Genomic DNA, 19,802 nt, shown 5'->3' on the forward strand with positions numbered 1-19,802 from the left:
AAAAACTTTCCAGAGACGTGGAGGAGTTGGGGGAACTCGGCTTTTTGGTTCGTTCCACACAGGAGGGTTACGTTCTCGATCGAAACGTATCCAATCGGGAATTGCGATTGGAAAAGGAGGAATTGCGGGTGCTCGCAGAAGCGATTCTTAGATCGTATCAAGAAACTCCTTCTTTGGAACTGTATTCTTTGTCTCAAAAGTTATTCGAGGGAAAACTCGACGTTTATCCCGAATTGGAAATGGATCTGAAAACTCAAAAGTCGTTGAGTCAAGTGGAAGGAAACGAGTCGGAAGAGCTTTTGAAAAAACTTTTAGAAGCTTTAAAAACGAAATCTCCTGTTCAATTTCTATATTATAAAACCTTTCCGGAAGAAACCTATCGGGTGGAAGTCGATCCGATTCGGTTGATTCGAAAAAATTCGGAGGACTATTATCTTCTCGCGTACGACAGAAAAAAAAGAGAAAGAAGGAGATTCATTATTCCCAAAATCACGAGGGTGGAAGCGATCGCGGAAAATCCTCTTTATCAACCTCAAGGACAAAAAAAGGAGAGTTCACAGGATTGGGTTTTGCATCCTGCTCTCTTTCAGGTACATGATCCGATTGAAGTCGAATTAATTTGTGATCCGGAATTCTCGTACAAAGTTCGAAATTCAATATCAGAAATTTCTTATGAAGAATTTTCCAGAGATTCGTTTCGACTTAAGGTCACGAATAGGGAAGGACTTTTCCCGTTATTGATCGAAGCGAGAGATTCGATTCGATCAATTCTTCCGGCGTCCGTAGCTTCGGATTTCAGGAAGTATATGGAACAAATCGCAATTAATTACAGATCCTTATGATTGTGGCTGATTTATTTTAAGGCTTTGGGGACAGTCTCTAAATTTTTACCTAAGATCTAAAGTTTGAAACGGAGAGAAGAATATTCACCATTCTCCGGTGTTGGGCATGGATACCCAAGGTTCTTCCGGTGGAAGTGCGTGTCCTTTTTGGAGAAGTTCGATTGAAATGAGATCAGGGGAACGAAGGAAGGCCATTCTTCCGTCTCGTGGAGGGCGATTGATTATGATTCCTCTGGAAACGATTTTGGAACAAGTTTGGTAGATATTTTCCACTTCGAAAGCTAAATGGCCAAAGTTTCTTCCGCTTGTATAGGGTTCTTTTTGTCCCCAGTTATAAGTTAGTTCGATTTCGGGTGCGTCGGTTTCTCCGGTCGATAGGAAAACGAGAGTGTATTTGCCTTCAGGATGTTCTTTTTTACGAACAACGACGAGTTCTAGAGTTATACAGAAAAAATCCAGAGCTTTTTCAAGGTCTAAGACCCGTATCATAGTGTGAAGGTATTTCATAATAATCTCTCCTTTTCCAAATCTTCACGATTTTGGGAATGGCAATTTGTAGAATTGAAATTTTTTTAGATTTGTTTTTTTGGGGAGATTTTGTGGGAACTCCCAAAGTTTTTTCAAGGTGAGTTTTGGTTTTATCTTATTTTTGCGGATTTTGGGAGAATTTTTTTCGACTTTAAAGTTTCAGGATTTTACTTCCTTTTGAAGTACTAAAAAACGTGAGTTCGTGGAGAAAATGAGAAAGAATTCTCTAAAAGTAGGAGTTCCTACAAGTTTAGAATTGTTCGTAAAATCGTGATTTGTGGTAGTTCCCACATTTTAAGAATAGATTTACAAAGTTCAGATTCCAAGTTGTTTTAGAAAATGAAACATGGATTCTTACGACCCTGCTCACGTTAAAAAAGTGGGAACTCCTATGGTCAACATAGGAAAGTGAGAATACGGATAGAATTTTTGGTTCAGTATTAAAATATGTCTCTTTATACAAATAAGATAGAATCATATAATTCCCGTTTTGTTTGGAATTTGTAAAACTCCTTTCTTTTTCATAGATTTTCCTAAAAACGTAAGTTCGGCGTAAGAACGTTTGGGCGAATAAGAAACTAAAGTGCAACGACTCCCTGAACTCAGGCGCAGAGCTTTCCTGAACTCAGCAAACACCTTCCTATGGGTCGGTGTTTAGGTCGCTCTGCGGGTCGTCGTCGCAGCTCGCGAATTTCATAGATAAAATCGCTCGCGACCGCGCTTTAACTCAATGTTGCTGCCTACGATCGCAACATAATAATCGCTTTCGCATTTTGTTATATCGAACTCACGTTAAAAGAGCTCTATTTTGGCGAATAAGATTTGGTGAATTTTTAAAAGACTTGATTTTAATTTCGATAAGATCTTTCAATTTTTAGAAAATTTGTTCAATATATTCTCTGTTTCTAAAAAATAGATGCCTAAAAATTAAGCAATAGCTACTTAGTTAAGCATTTATTCAAATTTTTTCCAAAATAGAACTTTGTTTAATTATAATGAATATAGATTCCTCATTTGTAAAAGTAATTTAGAAAAAAATTGTTTATAAAATGAAAGTCACTGTATTGAAGCTTGGCAATCGTATTTTGATTGCACATACTTTTATATATTGTATTTGTTGGAATCAATTTCAGAAAAAAATTGTAAATACTAAGCTTATTAGAATAGAAATGTACGGTTTCCGGCCATTTTTAGTCAAGAGTGCTTCATAGAAATAGAATATGCAGAATTCATAAAGTGTTCGAATGGGTTGTTAAAAAAAGGAAGTGCAATTTTTTTTTGATTTATTTCTTAAGGCGGTAGGTCAAGTTAGTATTGGGGATTCGTTCTTCGAAGAAAATGTTCATCTGAGGTTCAATAATGAAAATAAACAAACTGATTTCTATAATTTCCCTTCTCGGCTTGTTCGCTACAAGTTCTCTATTTGCGGTGTCGGAAGAAGTTGAAGATCAGCTTTTGGAAAAGGCAATCTTTGAGAGTGCGGTTACTAAAGAACAAAAGGCTGCGGTTGGAAATTATTTGAAAGCGATTGCGCAACAAAAGGCGAATAGAGCCGAAGAGCTTCGAGAACTTGCAAGAAGATCTACCGGCGGAAAATTTCTCGCAAGTAATGTTCAATCTCAAAAATATCTGAAGCAAGCCCAATTACTGGAAAAAGAAGTTCAAAGATACCAATCTGTTCTTGGAAATTTTTAATTCTCCATTCATCTTGTTTGATAGACCGAGACTAAAAAGGCGCCTTTCAGGCGCCTTTTTTATTGCAATGAATCGTTTGAGATTTATGGGAAGTGGACACATTGAATGAAAAATATGAGCGTATGTATTCCTTCATCTTATGAGTACAAATGAATTTTGGAATAGGCAAACCAAACATTCGATTTAATCGGGCTCCTCGATCTGAAACGTAAAAATGGAACGATCTTCGTGTTGGAAGACGTAAATATCCGGAACGGAAACGAAATCAGAGTCTGTCCCAAAACTTTAAGAATGTGGGAACGTTTTAGATGTTAGTGGATAGATTTCAGAGATCAGATTTCAGTAAATTTACAGAAGAGAAAAATTAACCTTTGTTAAAGTCTGATCCATCTATTAGGAAAATGTAACTGAACCCTGACTCCTATTCACTGATTCCTAAAACGTGGGAACTCCTACGTTTTATTACGAATTTAGTGAATGATTGTAACTGATTTCTTTTAAGGTTTTTTGGGTGGGGTTATAGATTAAATAATTATAATATTTAAATATTTTATTTTAAAGTCCGGAGGCAGTACCCGGGTAAATTTGAGAAGCTAAGATGAAAATAAAAATGCTGACAGCGATTCCCATTGATGCAAGCAACACGTCTTTTCCTACCTTTCGAAACGTTTCCAAGTAAGGAAGATCCCTAAAAGTCATGAAGTTGAGAATGATTTCCCGACCTGCGAGCATTCCTAAAAATACCCAAGTGGTCGACATGGGCATTTGGCTCCATTCATGAAAGACAATCAGAATGGTGCCGTAAACCAAATCCACAATTGTTGCGGCTTTGGACCATTGAATATCCGATTTTTCAGTTACAATTTCTTGAATAGTTCCGCCGTTTGTATAAAGAATGATTCCTAAAGCAACGACAAGTATTCCGACTGCGAGGATAAATTCTAAGATGGAAAGTTGTCTGGGAAGATAAATTACAATGTTTGCCGCGTCTTGACGTAACCAAGCGATCCAAAGATAAATTGTGGATAACCATTGAAAAATAGCCCAACGTTTTTCACTTCTAGGATCGGGAATGTGATCTTCAGTATATTCTTTCGGATCGATTTTTACCAAAACTCCCCAAACAAAAATTGCAACGCAGAATGCGATTCCGTAACCGAAAAAGGATTTGGTCAGCATCTTTTCGATATTACTTCCGCTGAAAAGTCCCAAGATCAAAAAGGTGGTTGAAATAGGAGACTTCAGTCGGGTGATTACGACTAGAATCAATGGAGCTAAAAGTTGTATAAGATTGAATCTTCGAACTTCTGGAAAATTTTCCAAACGCCCGAAATGAATCTGGAAATCATTCCAAATCCAAGTACCTAAAAAAATGATAACGACGGTCCCTCCTAAAACAATTAACTTTGAGACCCAGTGAACTGCTCTTTTACTTTCTATAAAAGTTCCGATTGTTTGTACCGCGTCGTTTCCGGCTACGGAAAATGCGCTGATAAAAAATGCAAACCAGCCTAAATAGTAAGAGGGAGATCCGAATTGATAAGCGACAACCATCAGAATTCCGGCTATCGCGACCAAAGAGTAAAATCGGATTTGATCTCGGATACTAGGGTGTTGAAAATCTATTTCATTTTGTTTCATCAGGAAAGATATCTCTAAGCGAATGCTTAAAAAGATATTAATAAAACGCTAGAACTCCCGTCAAGGGGGTTCCGGTGTGGTGTGTTTTAATCTAGGAAACGTTTTCCGTATTTGGATTGTATGTCATGAACGTCGAAGAGAATGAAAAAGTCGATGGTTTTAAAAACCTTGTCCCAAGCGGGGATTCCGCAAATTTGAGAACCCGCTCTGATATATCCCTTAATCAAGGCCGGAATTCTTTTATAAACGGCTTTCATATCATCCACTTGATAGTTCGGATCTAAGCCCGGAATTTCAAAACCCGGAAGAGGAATTACGTCGAATTCTTTTCTTACAAGAGCGTTTTTATATTTTAAATAAGCGTAAACTTCATTAGCGGATTGCGTGTCGGTATGATGAATTGAACCGCATCCGAAAAGATATCTAACGTTATGTTTCTGCATATAAGCTCCTAACCCGGCCCAGAGCATTGAAATCACGGATCCGTCCCTGTATTCAGGGTGAACACAACTTCTTCCTATCTCTGCGGTTTCCGCGTCCAATTCGTAAATTTTAGTGATATCGAATTCATTGTCGGAATAAAAGCCTAGGTTTTGTTTTGCAACGGATCTACGGAGAATTCGATACGTTCCAACGATTTTGTTTTCTCGGTTCTTATCGATCACGATTAAATGATCGCAAAAAAGATCATACTCGTCTCTGTCTTTGCGCGTTGCCGCGGATTGGGGAAGCCCTTCGCCCAATTCTAGATTGAAAACTTCATAACGAAGTGCGAGAGTGCGCTCTATTTCCAACTGGTTTTCGGCGATTCGAACTTCCAGTTTTCGTTCTGTTTTGGTATTATTACCTACGAAATTTGTTCCCATAGTAGCATCCTTCGATTTTAGATAACCCATTATTTTGTTCGTTCTGTTTATGTTCAGATTACATGAGAAATAAATTTCCATGACTGGTTCGGTAAAAAAGTGAACTTCTAAAACCTCGTGAAAATCATTTAAAAAGGTTTTAAACGATTTTTTCTAAAGATTTGTCGGGGAGATTTTACTGATCTCTATATAAAGGGGTACCGCTAATTTTAGCATAAATCCCCGTTTAGACACAGAATTTTGAACACTCTATTATATAGGGATGAGTAAAGTTGTAAATAATGTGAGTTCGGGAGTGATTCATTTTTCTAAAAAAGTTAAGATCTGAATTTTGCAGATCGATTCCTAAAATGTGGGAACTACCGCGAATCACGATTTTACGAATAAATTCTAAAATTTTAGGAGCTCATACTTTTAGAAAATTCTTTCTCATTCGCCAAACTCACGTTAAAGAATCTTTCTTTGAAATCTTTAAGAGAAAATCACCTATCATAATAGTTTTTTGTAATATAACGTAAACTCTTAGGGTGAATGTGACGAGGCTTACAAGCGATCAATGAAGCACAGCGACAATTTTTAGAACGGCTGTGTTTTGGTATTAAGGAGTTCTATAAATTTTAGTACCGTAAGTTTTTATTGCAAAGCGCCGTTGGAGTGTAAAATATTCGGTGTTTCGTTATATAGTTCTGAAGAAATTTAAAGCTTTCTGCATGATCTTTTCATATTCAGTTTTATCAAAGAAAATAGATTCCATATTTGTTAGTAAATACGGTTCTTCATAACCATTTTCATATGCAAAATCACTCCATATATACTTTGAACTATCAAGTGTAATCTTGCAAGCATATGCGCCACAACCTATATCCCCACATTCAGGACAAATATAAATTAAAGATCGTCCAGAGTCAGTTTTAGGTAGCTGTAAAAGTAATAATTCTTTATAAATATCTAAGTTATCAAACCCTTTCACAAAACAGCCCATGAAATCACTATCTTTGTCGAGTTTATGTAGCAAGGATTTTTTATTGATTAAAAAATCAAGAGATGAACGTTCGGTTGTGTAACTTGAACTCGATGTAAATCCTTTTCTGTTTAGAATCGTAAAACCAAGTTGTGATAACATTAACATTAATATCCTGAATACAATTATTGAAAAATTAATTTTCTTCTAAAACGAATAGGAAAAACCGTTTGTAGATATTGGTTTTTCAAAAACTCTAATATTCCTTTTTGAACATCAATTTATCTTTTTGTTCGTTAAAAACAATAAAGTTGTTGAAAAATTCCGTGACTCAGATTAACAAAACCGCTTCAAACGCCCATTCCAATAGGGCAGAAACGGATAGAGAATTAATTTTTCAACAACTCTAATATCCAAAATTTTCGCCTAATTATGTTTCCGCAACGCTTAATTTGATCGTATCTAAGATCTTACTTACTTTTTTATCGAACTTCTTATTGAAGACGAAAGAGTTTAAAGTTTTTTCCAAAAACAGAATCATTTCAACCGCTTTCCATTCAAGAACGTTCTTATGATTACGAACTTTACCGGAGTGAAGATGGGTGGAAATTCCACGAATGGATTCGTTTTTAAAATCCCTTCTTAGGGCAAAAAACAGAGCTTGCGCTTCCGGGGTTAGGAAGCGGAATTTTTTAGAAAATAAAACGGCATCATGAAAATACTCGGGACGAATTACCGCGCCGTTCAATCGAAGAGACAAGATTAAGAATCCTATAAAATCGGAAATTTGGTGAAAGATTCCAAGCCCTGGAACGTCTTGTCCGGGATACAGCCGATTTTTATCCATAGATTGATATTTCGGATGACGTGTCTGTAACCAATTGATGATGAGATACTTTTCCTTAAAGTAGTAATCGTTGATTTCTAACCTATATTCTTGTATGCTCAGACGAAGATGTAATAAGATCTCCTTATCGAAAATTAATACGAGCCTTTGAAAGTCCTGTCCCATACCCGAGATTTCAAGTTGAACTTTTTGATAACCTTTCTTTCGAATTTCTGGAAGAACTCCGGTGATTTCCAACAACTCCAAAATATTCTCTCTTGTTAAGGAATTAAAAAGATTACCCTCTTGAAACGAAAAAATCGAATCATCTAAACCGACAGTTAGGAATTCGTCGTATACGAAGTCGAAAAATCTAGGGTTATTATAACTCGATTTAGCCATATAAAGTATAGAAGGTTTTTAAAACGAAATCTTCTTGTTTTTTGATTCTATCAAGATCTTTTAGTATTTCTTTTTTTTTCAAGGAGAATCCTCGGTGAAAAAAGAATGATTCAAAGTCGAATGTAGTAATCGGCATACAAGTATGCAATCTTACAAAGCTGAATTTCAAAACCAGGTTCGCCCATACCGTTTGTCGTTCGAATCGGAATAACCCAATATCGTGTTTTCCAACTTTTCGACTTATTTTTTTGAACGTATCGAACCTGCTTGTAAACGGTTTTCGTTTTGCCATCCGCAAAGACTAAGACTCAGTTCAATCATATTCTTCGGTGCTCTACTGTGTGTTCGTTACAAAAACTGAGGAAAAAATTTCCGAAAAAACTTGCGGTTCCAATATCGTTTTTTCCCGTTTTAGTTTTTTCTTCAGAGAATAAATTATCGGCTATAGATTTCTTCGAATCTGCAGTATATACGAATACCCTAATTCGTTTTAAAAATTAGGATGAGATAGAGAATAACTCATATTTGTAGTTTTGTCGTAAATTCTAATGGGCTTCGTCCCAGTTAACTCCGAATTTTCCTTCCACAAGGATTGGAAGATCCAAGGGCATCGCATTTTCCATATGTTTTTTCATGGAGGTTTTGAATTCTTCCTTTTCTTTTTTGTGAACTTCGAAGACAAGTTCGTCGTGAACTTGCAATAACATTCTGGATCTGTAATGTTTTTTCTCGATGTCCTCGTGGATATTAATCATCGCAATCTTTATCATATCCGCGCTTGTTCCTTGGACTGGGCTATTGATCGCGATTCTTTTTGCCGCCTCTTTCGCGGATTTGTGAGTACTGTTAATGTCAACTATTGGACGACGACGACCGGTTAACGTTTGAACGTAACCGTTTTTTTCGGCAAACTCTACCATCGACTCCATATAACTCTTCACTCCCGGATATTGTGTCATATAACGTTCGATAAATGATTTTGCTTCGTCTCTCGGAATTCTAAGGTTGCGGCTGAGTCCGTAGGGGGTCACTCCGTAGATTACGGAAAAATTAACGACCTTGGCCTTATCTCTCATTTCGGGTGTGACTTCTTTTTCGGGTACTCCGTACAGAGCGGCTGCGGTTCTTATATGAATATCCAAGCCGTGATTGTACGCTTCCAACATCGCGGGATCCTTGGATATGTGAGCCATAATTCTAAGTTCAATCTGAGAATAATCCAAACTTAAAATTTCATACTCATCGGAATCAACGGTAAATCCTTTTCGAAGTAGCCTACCTTCTCGGTCTCGAATCGGAATGTTTTGTAAATTCGGATCCGTAGAAGATAATCTTCCCGTGGCCGCGATTGTTTGATTGTAACTTGTGTGAATTCTTCCGGTTCGAGGATTTACCATTTTTGGAAGAGCGTCTACGTACGTGGACTTGAGCTTGGTGTACTTCCTATAATCCAAAAGTTTTTCTACAATCGGATGTTCTCCCAGCAGTTCTTCTAATACTTCGTGATCGGTGGAAAAACCGGTTTGAGTTTTTTTGACGATTTTTAATTTTAGATCGTCGAAAAGAATTTTCTGTAGCTCCTTCGTAGAAGCGATGTTAAACGATCTACCTGCTTGTCTGTGAATTTCGGATTCCAGGTGACGGATTTCACGATCGAAGTCACGAGCCAATTCCTCGAAATAAGGAACGTCGAGAGCGATGCCGGTCTTTTCCATCTTCGCGAGTACGGAAATCAAAGGCATCTCTATATTCCGTAGAATCGGTTCCACTCCCGATTCCTTGATTTTCTTCCGAAAAATTTGGTAGAGTCTAAAGGTAATATCTGCGTCTTCGGCCGCGTATTCCGCAACCTGCTCCGGATCGATGTCGGTCAGCTCTTTCTTTTTCTTTCCCGTGCCGACAAGATCGTCGTAAGTGATCGTGTCGTAATTCAAAAGATCTTTTGCAAGAGCGTCCATGTTATGACGTCTTCCTTCTGGTTGGATTACGTAGGAAGCGAGCATCGTATCGAATTGGATATTATTCAATACAAAACCATGATTTTCTAATACGATAAGATCGTATTTGATGTTTTGTCCAACTTTCGGAATTTGACTGGACAATATTGGGCCCAAATGTTCTTGAACCTCCTCCAAGCTGAAGGACTTATCTTGAAATAAGGAAGCGTTATTTTTTACGGAAACGTAGAAGCCTGTTTTTTCTTGATTGGAAAAGGAGATTCCCAAAAGTTTCGCCATAGCGGGATTTGGCGAAGTGGTTTCCGTATCTACCGAAAGAACTCTGGATTTCAGAAGTCCTCTGCAAATTTTTGAAAGCTCTTCTATGGTCGTTATGAGTTTATAAGTTCCTTTTTCTCCGGCGGGAATTGTTTGGACTTCCTGTGTATCGGTGATAGTTTCGGAATCTTTGGGGACCTCTTTCCCTGCGGATTTGGCGAGGTCTCTCGAAAGAACGTTATAACCCTGTGATTTGAAATAAATAATCGCATGGTCCGATTTGTAATCGGGCGTCTCTATATCCTTTTCTGTGATTCCTAATTTCAGATCCCTTCGAATCGTTGCGAGCTGTTTGGAAAGATAGGCGTTTTCTTTTTGTTCCGAAAGTTTCGTTTGCATCGAAGGGTTTTTGATCTTATCTAAATTTTTATAAATCCCATCTAAAGTTTTGTATTCCTGAAGAAGTTTGGATGCTCCTTTGTCGCCGATCCCTTTCACACCGGGAATGTTATCTGAAGTGTCGCCGACGATTCCCATATAATCGGGGATTTGTTTTACGTCTATGCCCAATTCTTCCTTTACCCATGTGGAATCGATTTCCACGAATTCGGTGACTCCTTTTTTTCCGCGAAGCATTTTTATATTCTTTTTTTCTAATAATTGATATAAGTCCTTATCCCCGGAAAAGATCAGAATCTCTTTCGCAGTTGTTCGGTACGTTTCACAGAGAGTTCCGATGATATCGTCGGCTTCGTGACCTTCCATTTTCAGGACTTTAAAGCCGATCTTTTCGAGGGTTTCCATCACTTCCTTTATCTGAGGACGAAGATCCTCCGGCATGGGTTTCCGATTGGCCTTGTAGTCCTCGAAAGTTTTTCCTCTTTCCAGGGGGCCTCCGGGGTCAAAGGTCATCGCTACGTGGGTCGGAGTGTAATCCTGAAGAAGTTTAAAAAGCATTTTAAAAAAACCGAATGTAGCTCCGCTGGGCTTTCCGGTTTTGGAATTTGTGAGATTGGAAGCCCCGAATGCGTAATACGCTCTAAATACAAATGCGTGCCCGTCGATGATAAGCAGACGTTTCATTCTTTTTCTCCGAAGAGTTCTTCGCCTAAAAAGGAATAATAGGCGAGTTCCGTTTTCCGAATCGTGTTTTTGATGGAGAATCTTTTTACGGATTCTTTGTTGAAGCTTCCGAACGTTCTGCGAAGTTTTACGTCATCCATAAGGATTTCATAATATTTTGCTAAGGAATCCGAGTCTCCGACTTCTGCGAGAAAGGCTCCTTTTTCGTGGGTCAGCATTTCTCCGATTCCTCCGCCTTTGGTCGCGACAATTGGAAGACCGACCGCCATGGCGTCTAATATAGAAGTTCCGAGTCCTTCTTCCTTGGAGGTCAACGTGAAAATGTCGAAAAGAGAAAAGATATCCGGAACGTCGGTTCTATAGCCGGTGAAAATTATTTTATCGGAAATCCCTAATGTATCGGCGAGGTTTTCCAATTCTTTCCTCAGTTCGCCTTCGCCGACAATAAAAACTTTGAAATTCTTGGAAGGATCGATCTTTGCAATTGCGTTCAAAAGAGTTTTTTGATCTTTGTGATCTACAAGTGCGGCCACATTCCCGATCACGATCGTATCTTTTTTGATTGAAAATTCCTTTTTGTAGAGAGTCGGATCGGGTAGTTTTTTCGTAAAAGAGAAATCAATTCCGCTATGAACAGTGACGGCCTTTGCGGGATCGACTCCGTCTCGAAGTAGGATTTCACGAATTCTATTGGATACGGTCAGGAAAAGATCGTTTCGTTTCGATTTGTATTTCCAAATTGAAAATAAGTTTTTTCTAATACTGAAATCGACTCTTCGGGAAACTACGAGTTTTGTATCGGGAAGTTTTGATTTTGCAAACAAGGCAAGCGTATGTGCTTTTGCCGTATGCGTGTGAATGAGTTTGATTTTTTTTTCCTCAACTACCGCTCGGATTGCTTTGACGGATGCAAGATCCCATTCTCCCCTCATGTTGAGAGCTTGGAACGAAAGCCCATGGTCGGAACACCGTCCTTCCAGAGCTGATCCGGGTTTGCCTACGATGAGTTGGGGGATTTTTCGCTTTTTTAAGCCTTCTGCCAAAAGTAGGAGTTGTCTTTCTCCCCCTCTCCAGCCTGTTTCCGTGTCTATGTGTAAAATCACCGGCTCAGTTTCCAGCTACCTATCATTTCTGCAAGGAATCCTTAAAAAATCACTGGACAGAATGGCTCTGTTTTCGCGAAAATTGTTCTAATATATTAAACGATACTCAAGGAAGAATGGAATGTGTGAGCTTCTCGGTATGAGCGCGAATGTCCCGACAGATATTTGTTTCAGTCTGACCGGTCTTGTACAAAGAGGAGGGAAAACAGGACCTCATAAGGATGGATGGGGGATTGCGTTCTATGAAGGGAAGGGACTTCGGATCTTTCACGATCCATCGCCGGGTGTAGAATCTAAAATTGCCGCCTTCGTTCAAAAGCTTCCGATTAAAAGTGAAATTGTGATCAGTCATATTCGCAAGGCAAACCACGGAAAAGTGGACCTAAAAAATACACATCCATTTGTTCGGGAATTTTGGGGCTTTCACTGGACTTTTGCTCATAACGGACAGTTCAAAAAAATCAAAGAAAAATCCCTCGGTGACTTTCAACCGGTTGGAAGCACGGATTCGGAATATGCGTTCTGTTGGCTTTTGGGAAAGTTGAAGAAGAAGTTCAAAAATCCTCCTAAGAAAGAAGCCGAACTTTTCAAAGCAGTCGAATCTTTGATGTGGGAACTACATCAAAAAGGAGTCTCCAACATTCTCTTCAGCGATTCCAGAAATCTATACACGTTCTGTTCCACGAAACTTTCCTGGATCACCCGAAAATCTCCCTTTGGAAAGGCCCGACTTGTCGACGCGGATCTCAGCGTGGATTTTCGAAAAGTCACAACTCCGGGAGATAGAGTCACTGTGATCGCAACTAGGCCTCTTACTTCTAATGAAGAATGGATGATCTGTCAACCGGGCGAGTTTTCCGTTTGGAGAAAAGGTCAAATCGTATTTTCTAATCGGTGAGAATGGATTTGTCGGAATCCAAGCAAGTTCCACACTGACAGAAATTCTAAATAATCTAAGTTCACTCAGATTTTTTGTCTAACCAAGGGTAGATGTAATGAAAATTCAATTCTCAGCTATGGACTATCGTTCGGACGATACATTCGAAAAGGCCGATTATCAGTTCGAAGGAAGTTTGGAAAAAGGTTGGGACATTTCCAGAAACGGAAAAGAATATCTCCGTCTAGGCCCGGGTTATAAACTTTTAAAATCCAAACTTTGCGGAGTTTGCTCCACGGATCTTTCCCGACGATTTCTTCCATTTCCGCTTCCGCAAGTAATCGGACACGAGGTCATCGCGGAAGACGTCGAATTTCGCGACGGGATCAAACAAAAATACGTTGTCGAGATCAATGATACGTTTGAAGCAAGGGGAGAAATTCCTTTCGATGAATTTTGTAAGGAAGGAATTCCGTCTCACAGTCCCGAAAGAAAGGTTTTAGGCATCGATAGGCTTCCGGGCGGATTCGGTCCTTACATATTGGCTCCTCAAAGTGCGGCGATTCCTTTTCGAAATCTTCCCGATAAAACAGCGGTTTTGATCGAACCATTTGCCGCTTCTTTACAAGCCGTGATTGCTTCTCCGCCTAAAAACGGTGACAACGTTGCGGTCTTAGGTCCGAGAAGATTGGGAAGTCTTGTCGTATCTGCGTTAGTCGCCTTTAGAGAGTATTCCGGAATCCGGTTTAAAATTTCCGCTTTAGCGAGACACGATCATCTTTTAAAACTTTCTCTCGATCTGGGAGCGGATGAAGCCATCGATCTCCGAAAAGAAAACATCAAGTCTCTCAAAGACCGTTTTGCGATTGTCTATGACACAACGAGCACTACGTCTGGCTTTGAAAGTGCGCTCCAGCTTTCAAATAGAGAGTTACATCTTAAAACCACGAATGGACAGGAAGTTTTCGGTGTCAGAAAGCTTACGGAGCTGGTCGTCGACGAACTATCCCTTTTGAAATTCACGGATGAGAATTTGGGTTTTCACTGGGAAAAAGAAGTTCGCTCCAATCGAACCGTTTATATTGCGCCTAACGCTGGAAAAATCTCTCTACCGTCTCACTTCAAGGTATATTACGGAAGCGTTGAGGAAGCTGAAAAAATCCTTTTTTCCGAGGATTTCGAAGGTCACGTACCCCGTTTCGATTTAGGAATTGCAGGAACCGCCGAGGAAATCGATCTTTTGATTCGCCCGAGCCATCGTCACGAGAATTCTCTCATTCGCCCAAGAAGCGCAATTCTTTTCAAAGGGGAATCCAAGGGAAATCATCTATTAGAGTTTTTGAATGCTGGTAAGTCGATTCGTTCTTCCCGATGTGGGGATTTTCATCTCGCTATCAAACTCCTGCAGGAAAACGGAAAAGTTTCGGAGGCTCTGGAGAAGAATATGGTGACTCATATTTATTCTCCAGAAAGTCTTTCTCAGGCGTTTACGACCGCTCGTACACCGGAAGCAATCAAAGTAGTGATTGAACATGCCTGATTTCTCCACATTTAGGGAATTAGAAACTTCTCTCGGGCCGACTTTGAAAGAAGGTAAGGACGGAATTTTGGAGCTCGATTTGAAGAATCTTCGGATTTTCACGGGACTTTCCATACTTTCTAGAACCTTAGGAGAAGAAGTTTTCGAACAGGTTCAGAACGGAATCGGAGACGTTACGATCTTTTACAAGATCAATCCGAATATTAATCAAGAACTTTTGAATATGCATATCGGGTATATTCAAATTTATGCAAGAGCCGGGGTGTTAAAAGATATTCTCCTTTTTAAAGAAGAGTTTCAGGATCATTTGCGAACTGTATTTGGAACTTTTCAGAGACAGGTTTGGGCGAAAAAGATCCATCCGGAATTTTACGGAGAAAATCCCGAAACTTGCCCCGCCTACGCGTTAGTTTTTCCGTTTCACCACACAAGTCCGAATGAAAACATAGATTATCAATTTGTCCTCGAAAGAGTTCCGAATCAAAAGGAGCCGGGAGAATTTTTCTTCCGATTGACGGTTGAAAATTACGATCGAGCCAATATCGACCTTACGGCTCTTCCGCACGTAATCGTGGATGATATCGGTTCCCGGATTTTTATCGCCGGAAGCACAAAAATCGCGGAAGCGATCAACAACGGAATTTTAAGCGCGGCGCAACGTGGTGAAAAATTCTACGTGGAGGAAAACCGTTCTTTTTCTAAGGTTTTTGAACAAATCGAAAAAACGCCTCTCGGCAAACTGGATCAAATCAGCGTATTCTGGGATAAAACGTTTTCGGATGAAATCATAAAAACTAATCCGGTTGAGGCTCTTCCTTTATTCAAAAAGATTTTTCTTATATTAGAAGATCAAGAAATTACGAAATGTTTAAAAGAGGGTTTTACGGTTAGGGCTCAGCTTGCGGACGAAATAGGGGTTTACATTGATCTTTCCAGGCTGGATCGTGTTTTGAACTTCAGCTTCAACGTAAAAAGAACAACTCTGGATCTGGATCATTATCTCAAACGAATGCCGATTTTGGAAAAAATAGCAAACCGAGAAAATCACAGGTTCGATTTGATTGAATTTAACGTTTTTCTAATACATCATATCACTTCGGAAATTATCGCTTTGATCGAAACTTTCCGAAGGCTTGGTTCTAAACAACTCACAGTAGCCTTTGTAAAATACGGGGGAGTCGTTCCGGCGAATTATTTGGATGTTCTTTTGGACGTTCCTACGGATCATTTTTATATGTCCGGTCTTCAACTCAAAGTGGGACTTAAAAACAAGATTTATTATTCCGTTTCTTCTCTTTATAGCGACTCCTCAAAACTGAAAAATTTGTATGATCGGTTGGAGAAAGAGAAACTTGGTTTTTTTGACGCGATGAAACTTCTTTCCGGACATCTTTTTTTGAATCTTCTTTTGGATTCGTATCAAAAAAAGGAAAAGACGATCTTAGTGGAAGACGGGGGGTATGTGGCTCCTTTTTTCAATGAGTTTGCTCTTTCCGGAAAGGATATGGAATTTCTTTGTAAGGAATATTCTGTAGTAAGGGAAGCCCCTAAAATGAAGGTTGCCGATTTTCTGTCGCAAACGTTAGTCGGCACTGTAGAGCATACTCGGAACGGTTATGACAGACTCAAAAGTGTCCAAGATAAAAACCAAAAATTGTTTTTGCCTGCGTTTTCCATAGCAATTTCCGATCAGAAAGTAAGGGAAGAATCCAAAGAAGTCGCCTATTCGATATTAAACGCGATCGAAGCGATTTTAAACGGACAAGGAATGATTCTTTCTTCGAGGAAGATTTTAATTCTCGGAGCAAAGGGAAATATTGGTTCTTACTTATGCGAGTATTTGGAGTCTAGATTGCATGAGACCAATCGGGATTTAATTCAAGTCGATATTAAATTCACCAAATCGGAAAGGCTTAATTATAGAACGATTGATGAAATTGCAAGAGAAGAATTTCTTTCCAGGGATTTGATTCTTGGAGTTATCGGATGCTCGATCTTAAAACAGGAGCATTTCGAAGATCTCATTCTCAACGGAACCAAATCGAAAATTTTAGTGGCTTCCGGTTCCACAAAAACCGCGGAATACACGGACTTGATTCACTGGATCGATCGGCTCTCTTTTTCTGAAGATAAGAGGATCGGCGGCTATCCGGTTCGATTGGAGTTCGATCGAATTTTGGATCCTCAATCCGGAATTGATCAGGGCGGAAAAGTGAGTTTTTTTGTTTCCAAAGAAGGCACAGAGATCGAAAAAACCTTTTTTTTGTTAAGCGACTTAAGTCCGATTAATTTTTTGTTTTACGGAGTTCCGACGGAAGGAATGGACGCGATCATCGGGCAACTTGCGTCCGTGGCGTTGGGAATGGTGAATCAATCCAAAAATGGAAAAATCTTACCTCCCCGACTTTATGCTGTGGATCATGAAATCGATACTTGGGGAAATCCGATCTGACTTTTTAAAGGGTTTAGTGGGGGAGGAGTCCCCCTCGCAAAAGCCGCGTTAAGCGTCTTTTGCTACCCCCTCTCCGGGCGATCTTCAAGGTTTATAGGCCCGGACCCACTTTCAGAAAAAATCTTAACTTAATTTTGGCGTAGGGAAAGTTTGTGTTTTCTTTTGTTTCGAAGTTGTTTATTTTTGCTGAAATTTTAGACGGATGGAATCATATGCAAAAAATAGAATTCTTTTTTGAATTTGCAAGCACTTATTCCTATCTTTCCGTAATGAGAATCGAAAACCTCTTAAGGGACTTGAATGTAGAAATTTTATGGAGACCGTTTTGTTAGGTCCGATCTTTAAAAAACAGGGCTGGAACGATTCTCCCTTTAATCTTTTCCCTTCTAGAGGAAAGTATATGTGGAAGGATATGAAAAGAAGAAGTCGTAAATACGGAATCGGATTTGTAACAGTTTCCAAGAAACGGGCTACTTGCCTCCAGAATCACAATCACAAATGTATACAAACCTTGGATATCCTTATATGCGAGACTTTCTGTGCCAATTTCGAAAAGGGCTTGGACATTTCTAATCCTGAAGTTCTAATTCTCATTTTAAACGGACTTGGAGTAAAAGACGAGGAGATCGTTGAGAACTCTAAAAAAGAGGAAACGAAAAACCTTCTCCGTAAACAAACCGAAAGAGCGATCGAACTTGGAATTTTTGGCGCCCCCGGTTTTCTTATCGGCGAAGGGCTTTTTGGGGAGATGACCGATTGGAAAATGCTCTTGAGGAATTGAAGCAATTTTGGAATTATTTTATTTGCCAAATGTTTGTTATATTGTATTTTTATAATATTCAAATCTATTTTTATGCGGAAATTTAAAAGACGGGTATTTAATAAGTAGTCAAACATTGCAGACGATCGTTTTATAATTTAACGTGAGTTCGGCCTAAGAAAATAAGAAAGAATTTTCTAAAAGTAGAAATTCCTACAATTTCAGAATTTGTTTGTAAAGTCGTGATTTGTGGTGATTCCCGCATTTTAAGAATCAATTTACAAAGTTCAGGTTCCAATTCTTTTTAGAAAAATGAATCATGGATTCTTACGACCCTGCTCACGTTAAATTATGTATTTGTTTGAATCGAAATGAAAAATGAATATAGAGAAAGTTGGATCTAATTTGTGCTATCTTTTTCTTAGGGAAATCAAGAATCTATTCGAATAATTTAAAGGAATATTATCAATGGTAAGGACACTAACGTGTGTATTTGTTCTTCTCTTTTTCATTTCAATCTCTGCGGAAGAAAGTTCCGATTTTAGAAATGATTTAAACTCTCTTATGGCCGTATTCGAGTCTTGTGAATGTAAATTCATCCGAAACGGTGTCGAACACGGTCCGAAGGAAGCCAGAGCACACATGGAAAAAAAGCTAAAAGTGGTGGAAGGAAGAATTCAAACTATCCCGGAGTTTATAGATTATATTGGTTCCAAATCCAGTATATCCGGAAAACCGTATCTCGTAAAATTTGCGGATGGTAAGACTAAGGAATCCGGGGTTTGGTTGAAAGAAAAATGGGAGGAGATCTTAAAAGAAAAGAATCCTTCCACAAAGTCGACCGGAAAGAAGGGGAATTAAGAATCTATCCACAAACTTTATTTTATTCTTAGGAAGGCGCCAATCTTTATATTCCAAAGAAGATAATTGAAAAGATAACAAAGGCACGCAGTGGGCCATAGCGAAAGTTCCAAAAAGAGTCCAACTTGCAAAGTTCACTCGGATGTTGATTGGCTTCGTCTTTCGTTTTCTTGGACTGGGTTAATACAAGGTTCGTCCAGCCTTTTTACCGAGACGTTCCGAAGCGGAAAAAAGCTTACCATAACGTGAGTTCGATATAACAAAATGCGAAAGCGATTGTAGTGGAAATTCCGAAGGAATTGGAGCGAAAAGCGCGGTCGCGAGCCATTTTATCTATGAAATTCGCGAGCGATTCGCCCAAACTTTCTTACGCCGAACTCACGTTACCATACGTTTTCAAAAATTGAGGAATTTTCTTTAGAAGAAGTTTCAAATCTTTTTCGGAAAAGCGAAGCCAAGTATCTTCCGGAATCGGAAAAGTAATCGTTTCGGGCGGCCTTCTTGATTCCGTCGAATCAAGAATATCACATTCGAAACTTTCTTACATCCAAGAATCATACTAATCTAACGTGAGCAGGGTCGTAAGCAAATGAGAAAGAATGTTCTAAAAGCAGGAGTTCCTACAATTTAAGAATTTGTTTGTAAAATTGCGATTTGCGATAGTTCCCACATTTTAAGAATGGATTTACAAAGTTCAAATTCAAACTTCCTACAGAAAAAATAAATCGTGAATTTCTTACGCCTAACTTACGTTAATCTACGGATCGCTCGATAAACATTTCAATTTCTAGAATGAGATATTGCGTTTTCAACTTCTTCTCGGGTGATTGTAGGTGGAATCAGCCCTTTGCGAATTTTTTCTGAAACAAGTGTGGCTACCTGCTCGGCTTGTTTTTGATTTTGGAATCCTTCTGTTCCATGCCGACCTGGAATGTGGGGTTGGTGGACAAAGAGGGAGCCGTTGACATAGACATCATAACCATATTCTCCGGAGTTTACGTCAAAGGTCTGAATGCGAATTTCCGCATTTGTATAGGATGAGGACTTTCCCGTTCCCGAGGTTTGTTGGTTCTTTTCGGTTTTGTGAGGTTTACAAAGAACGTTTAGAATACACAAACACAATAGAATCAAAATTTTCTCTTTCATATC

At 39.1% G+C, this 19,802-nt stretch carries 15 protein-coding genes and 2 pseudogenes (1 of these 17 cut by a window edge); 7 read left to right on the plus strand and 10 right to left on the minus strand.

Annotated features, from left to right (window positions below):
* Window positions 1–842: the 3' portion of a helix-turn-helix transcriptional regulator gene (locus tag LEP1GSC062_RS15045; protein ID WP_020984706.1), read on the plus strand. Its footprint begins 190 nt before the window's first position; the window shows 842 of its 1,032 coding nt (coding positions 191–1,032); the start codon falls outside the window, past its left edge; the stop codon is at window positions 840–842.
* An 84-nt stretch (window positions 843–926) separates the two neighbouring features.
* Here LEP1GSC062_RS15045 and LEP1GSC062_RS15050 read toward each other — a convergent pair whose 3' ends face one another.
* Window positions 927–1,349 (minus strand): VOC family protein, encoded by a 423-nt coding sequence (locus LEP1GSC062_RS15050; RefSeq protein ID WP_010579091.1) that lies wholly within the window; start codon window positions 1,347–1,349, stop codon window positions 927–929.
* Between the two features lie 1,380 nt (window positions 1,350–2,729).
* Here LEP1GSC062_RS15050 and LEP1GSC062_RS15055 point away from each other — a divergent pair.
* Window positions 2,730–3,065 carry an LIC10421/LIC12816 family protein gene (locus tag LEP1GSC062_RS15055; RefSeq protein WP_010579092.1) on the plus strand — a complete coding sequence of 112 codons (336 nt, stop codon included), beginning with the start codon at window positions 2,730–2,732 and terminating at the stop codon, window positions 3,063–3,065.
* 555 nt (window positions 3,066–3,620) lie between these two features.
* Here LEP1GSC062_RS15055 and LEP1GSC062_RS15060 read toward each other — a convergent pair.
* From LEP1GSC062_RS15060 to LEP1GSC062_RS15090, 6 genes are all read right to left on the minus strand, one after another.
* Window positions 3,621–4,706: a hypothetical protein gene (locus LEP1GSC062_RS15060; RefSeq protein WP_010579093.1), complete on the minus strand. Its 1,086-nt coding sequence runs from the start codon at window positions 4,704–4,706 to the stop codon at window positions 3,621–3,623.
* 86 nt (window positions 4,707–4,792) lie between these two features.
* The gene (locus tag LEP1GSC062_RS15065) at window positions 4,793–5,572 is read right to left on the minus strand and encodes a GNAT family N-acetyltransferase (protein WP_020984735.1); all 780 of its coding nucleotides are present in this window, start codon (window positions 5,570–5,572) and stop codon (window positions 4,793–4,795) included.
* Between the two features lie 676 nt (window positions 5,573–6,248).
* Entirely contained in the window at window positions 6,249–6,695 is a 447-nt protein-coding gene (locus tag LEP1GSC062_RS15070; protein WP_039942316.1) for a hypothetical protein, read from the minus strand.
* Between the two features lie 268 nt (window positions 6,696–6,963).
* Window positions 6,964–7,761 (minus strand): hypothetical protein, encoded by a 798-nt coding sequence (locus tag LEP1GSC062_RS15075; protein WP_010579096.1) that lies wholly within the window; start codon window positions 7,759–7,761, stop codon window positions 6,964–6,966.
* 545 nt (window positions 7,762–8,306) lie between these two features.
* Window positions 8,307–11,060 carry a DNA polymerase I gene (polA, locus tag LEP1GSC062_RS15085; protein ID WP_020984744.1) on the minus strand — a complete coding sequence of 918 codons (2,754 nt, stop codon included), beginning with the start codon at window positions 11,058–11,060 and terminating at the stop codon, window positions 8,307–8,309.
* On the minus strand, window positions 11,057–12,163 hold the full coding sequence (locus tag LEP1GSC062_RS15090; protein ID WP_020984710.1) for a glycosyltransferase: 1,107 nt from the start codon (window positions 12,161–12,163) through the stop codon (window positions 11,057–11,059). Before LEP1GSC062_RS15090 ends, polA begins: the two co-directional genes overlap by 4 nt.
* Window positions 12,164–12,284: 121 nt before the next feature.
* On the opposite strand from LEP1GSC062_RS15090, the gene LEP1GSC062_RS15095 reads away from it, so the two are divergent.
* From LEP1GSC062_RS15095 to LEP1GSC062_RS15115, 5 genes are all read left to right on the plus strand, one after another.
* The gene (locus tag LEP1GSC062_RS15095) at window positions 12,285–13,061 is read left to right on the plus strand and encodes a class II glutamine amidotransferase (protein WP_010579099.1); all 777 of its coding nucleotides are present in this window, start codon (window positions 12,285–12,287) and stop codon (window positions 13,059–13,061) included.
* A gap of 97 nt (window positions 13,062–13,158) precedes the next feature.
* Window positions 13,159–14,580 (plus strand): MDR/zinc-dependent alcohol dehydrogenase-like family protein, encoded by a 1,422-nt coding sequence (locus tag LEP1GSC062_RS15100; protein ID WP_039942282.1) that lies wholly within the window; start codon window positions 13,159–13,161, stop codon window positions 14,578–14,580.
* Window positions 14,573–17,032 (plus strand): hypothetical protein, encoded by a 2,460-nt coding sequence (locus LEP1GSC062_RS15105; protein ID WP_020984741.1) that lies wholly within the window; start codon window positions 14,573–14,575, stop codon window positions 17,030–17,032. The genes LEP1GSC062_RS15100 and LEP1GSC062_RS15105 overlap by 8 nt, the downstream gene beginning before the upstream one ends.
* Before the next feature lie 325 nt (window positions 17,033–17,357).
* Complete coding sequence (locus tag LEP1GSC062_RS15110; RefSeq protein ID WP_010579102.1) at window positions 17,358–17,813, plus strand: DsbA family protein; 456 nt, start codon at window positions 17,358–17,360, stop codon at window positions 17,811–17,813.
* A 447-nt stretch (window positions 17,814–18,260) separates the two neighbouring features.
* The gene (locus tag LEP1GSC062_RS15115) at window positions 18,261–18,653 is read left to right on the plus strand and encodes a YfeK family protein (RefSeq protein WP_010579103.1); all 393 of its coding nucleotides are present in this window, start codon (window positions 18,261–18,263) and stop codon (window positions 18,651–18,653) included.
* 56 nt (window positions 18,654–18,709) lie between these two features.
* On the opposite strand, the pseudogene LEP1GSC062_RS24955 reads toward LEP1GSC062_RS15115, so the two are convergent.
* From LEP1GSC062_RS24955 to LEP1GSC062_RS15120, 3 genes and pseudogenes are all read right to left on the minus strand, one after another.
* A pseudogene (locus LEP1GSC062_RS24955) lies at window positions 18,710–18,896 on the minus strand (DUF1564 family protein); the annotation flags it as partial.
* Window positions 18,897–19,047: 151 nt separating this feature from the next.
* Window positions 19,048–19,176, minus strand: a pseudogene (locus LEP1GSC062_RS24330) (DUF1564 family protein); the annotation flags it as partial.
* Window positions 19,177–19,433: 257 nt separating this feature from the next.
* Window positions 19,434–19,799, minus strand: coding sequence for a DUF4907 domain-containing protein (locus LEP1GSC062_RS15120; protein WP_020984728.1), 366 nt, complete (start codon window positions 19,797–19,799; stop codon window positions 19,434–19,436).
* Between the last annotated feature and the right edge of the window lie 3 nt (window positions 19,800–19,802).

The sequence above is a fragment of the Leptospira alexanderi serovar Manhao 3 str. L 60 genome (assembly GCF_000243815.2).
GTDB lineage: Bacteria > Spirochaetota > Leptospiria > Leptospirales > Leptospiraceae > Leptospira > Leptospira alexanderi.

Excerpts from the sequence above, each read along its gene's own strand:
- LEP1GSC062_RS15050 (WP_010579091.1), bottom strand. The coding sequence starts at position 1,349 with ATGAAATACCTTCACACTATGATACGGGTCTTAGACCTTGAAAAAGCT.
- LEP1GSC062_RS15055 (WP_010579092.1), top strand. The coding sequence starts at position 2,730 with ATGAAAATAAACAAACTGATTTCTATAATTTCCCTTCTCGGCTTGTTC.
- LEP1GSC062_RS15060 (WP_010579093.1), bottom strand. The coding sequence starts at position 4,706 with ATGAAACAAAATGAAATAGATTTTCAACACCCTAGTATCCGAGATCAA.
- LEP1GSC062_RS15065 (WP_020984735.1), bottom strand. The coding sequence starts at position 5,572 with ATGGGAACAAATTTCGTAGGTAATAATACCAAAACAGAACGAAAACTG.
- LEP1GSC062_RS15070 (WP_039942316.1), bottom strand. The coding sequence starts at position 6,695 with ATGTTATCACAACTTGGTTTTACGATTCTAAACAGAAAAGGATTTACA.
- LEP1GSC062_RS15075 (WP_010579096.1), bottom strand. The coding sequence starts at position 7,761 with ATGGCTAAATCGAGTTATAATAACCCTAGATTTTTCGACTTCGTATAC.
- polA (WP_020984744.1), bottom strand. The coding sequence starts at position 11,060 with ATGAAACGTCTGCTTATCATCGACGGGCACGCATTTGTATTTAGAGCG.
- LEP1GSC062_RS15095 (WP_010579099.1), top strand. The coding sequence starts at position 12,285 with ATGTGTGAGCTTCTCGGTATGAGCGCGAATGTCCCGACAGATATTTGT.
- LEP1GSC062_RS15100 (WP_039942282.1), top strand. The coding sequence starts at position 13,159 with ATGAAAATTCAATTCTCAGCTATGGACTATCGTTCGGACGATACATTC.
- LEP1GSC062_RS15105 (WP_020984741.1), top strand. The coding sequence starts at position 14,573 with ATGCCTGATTTCTCCACATTTAGGGAATTAGAAACTTCTCTCGGGCCG.
- LEP1GSC062_RS15115 (WP_010579103.1), top strand. The coding sequence starts at position 18,261 with ATGGTAAGGACACTAACGTGTGTATTTGTTCTTCTCTTTTTCATTTCA.
- LEP1GSC062_RS15120 (WP_020984728.1), bottom strand. The coding sequence starts at position 19,799 with ATGAAAGAGAAAATTTTGATTCTATTGTGTTTGTGTATTCTAAACGTT.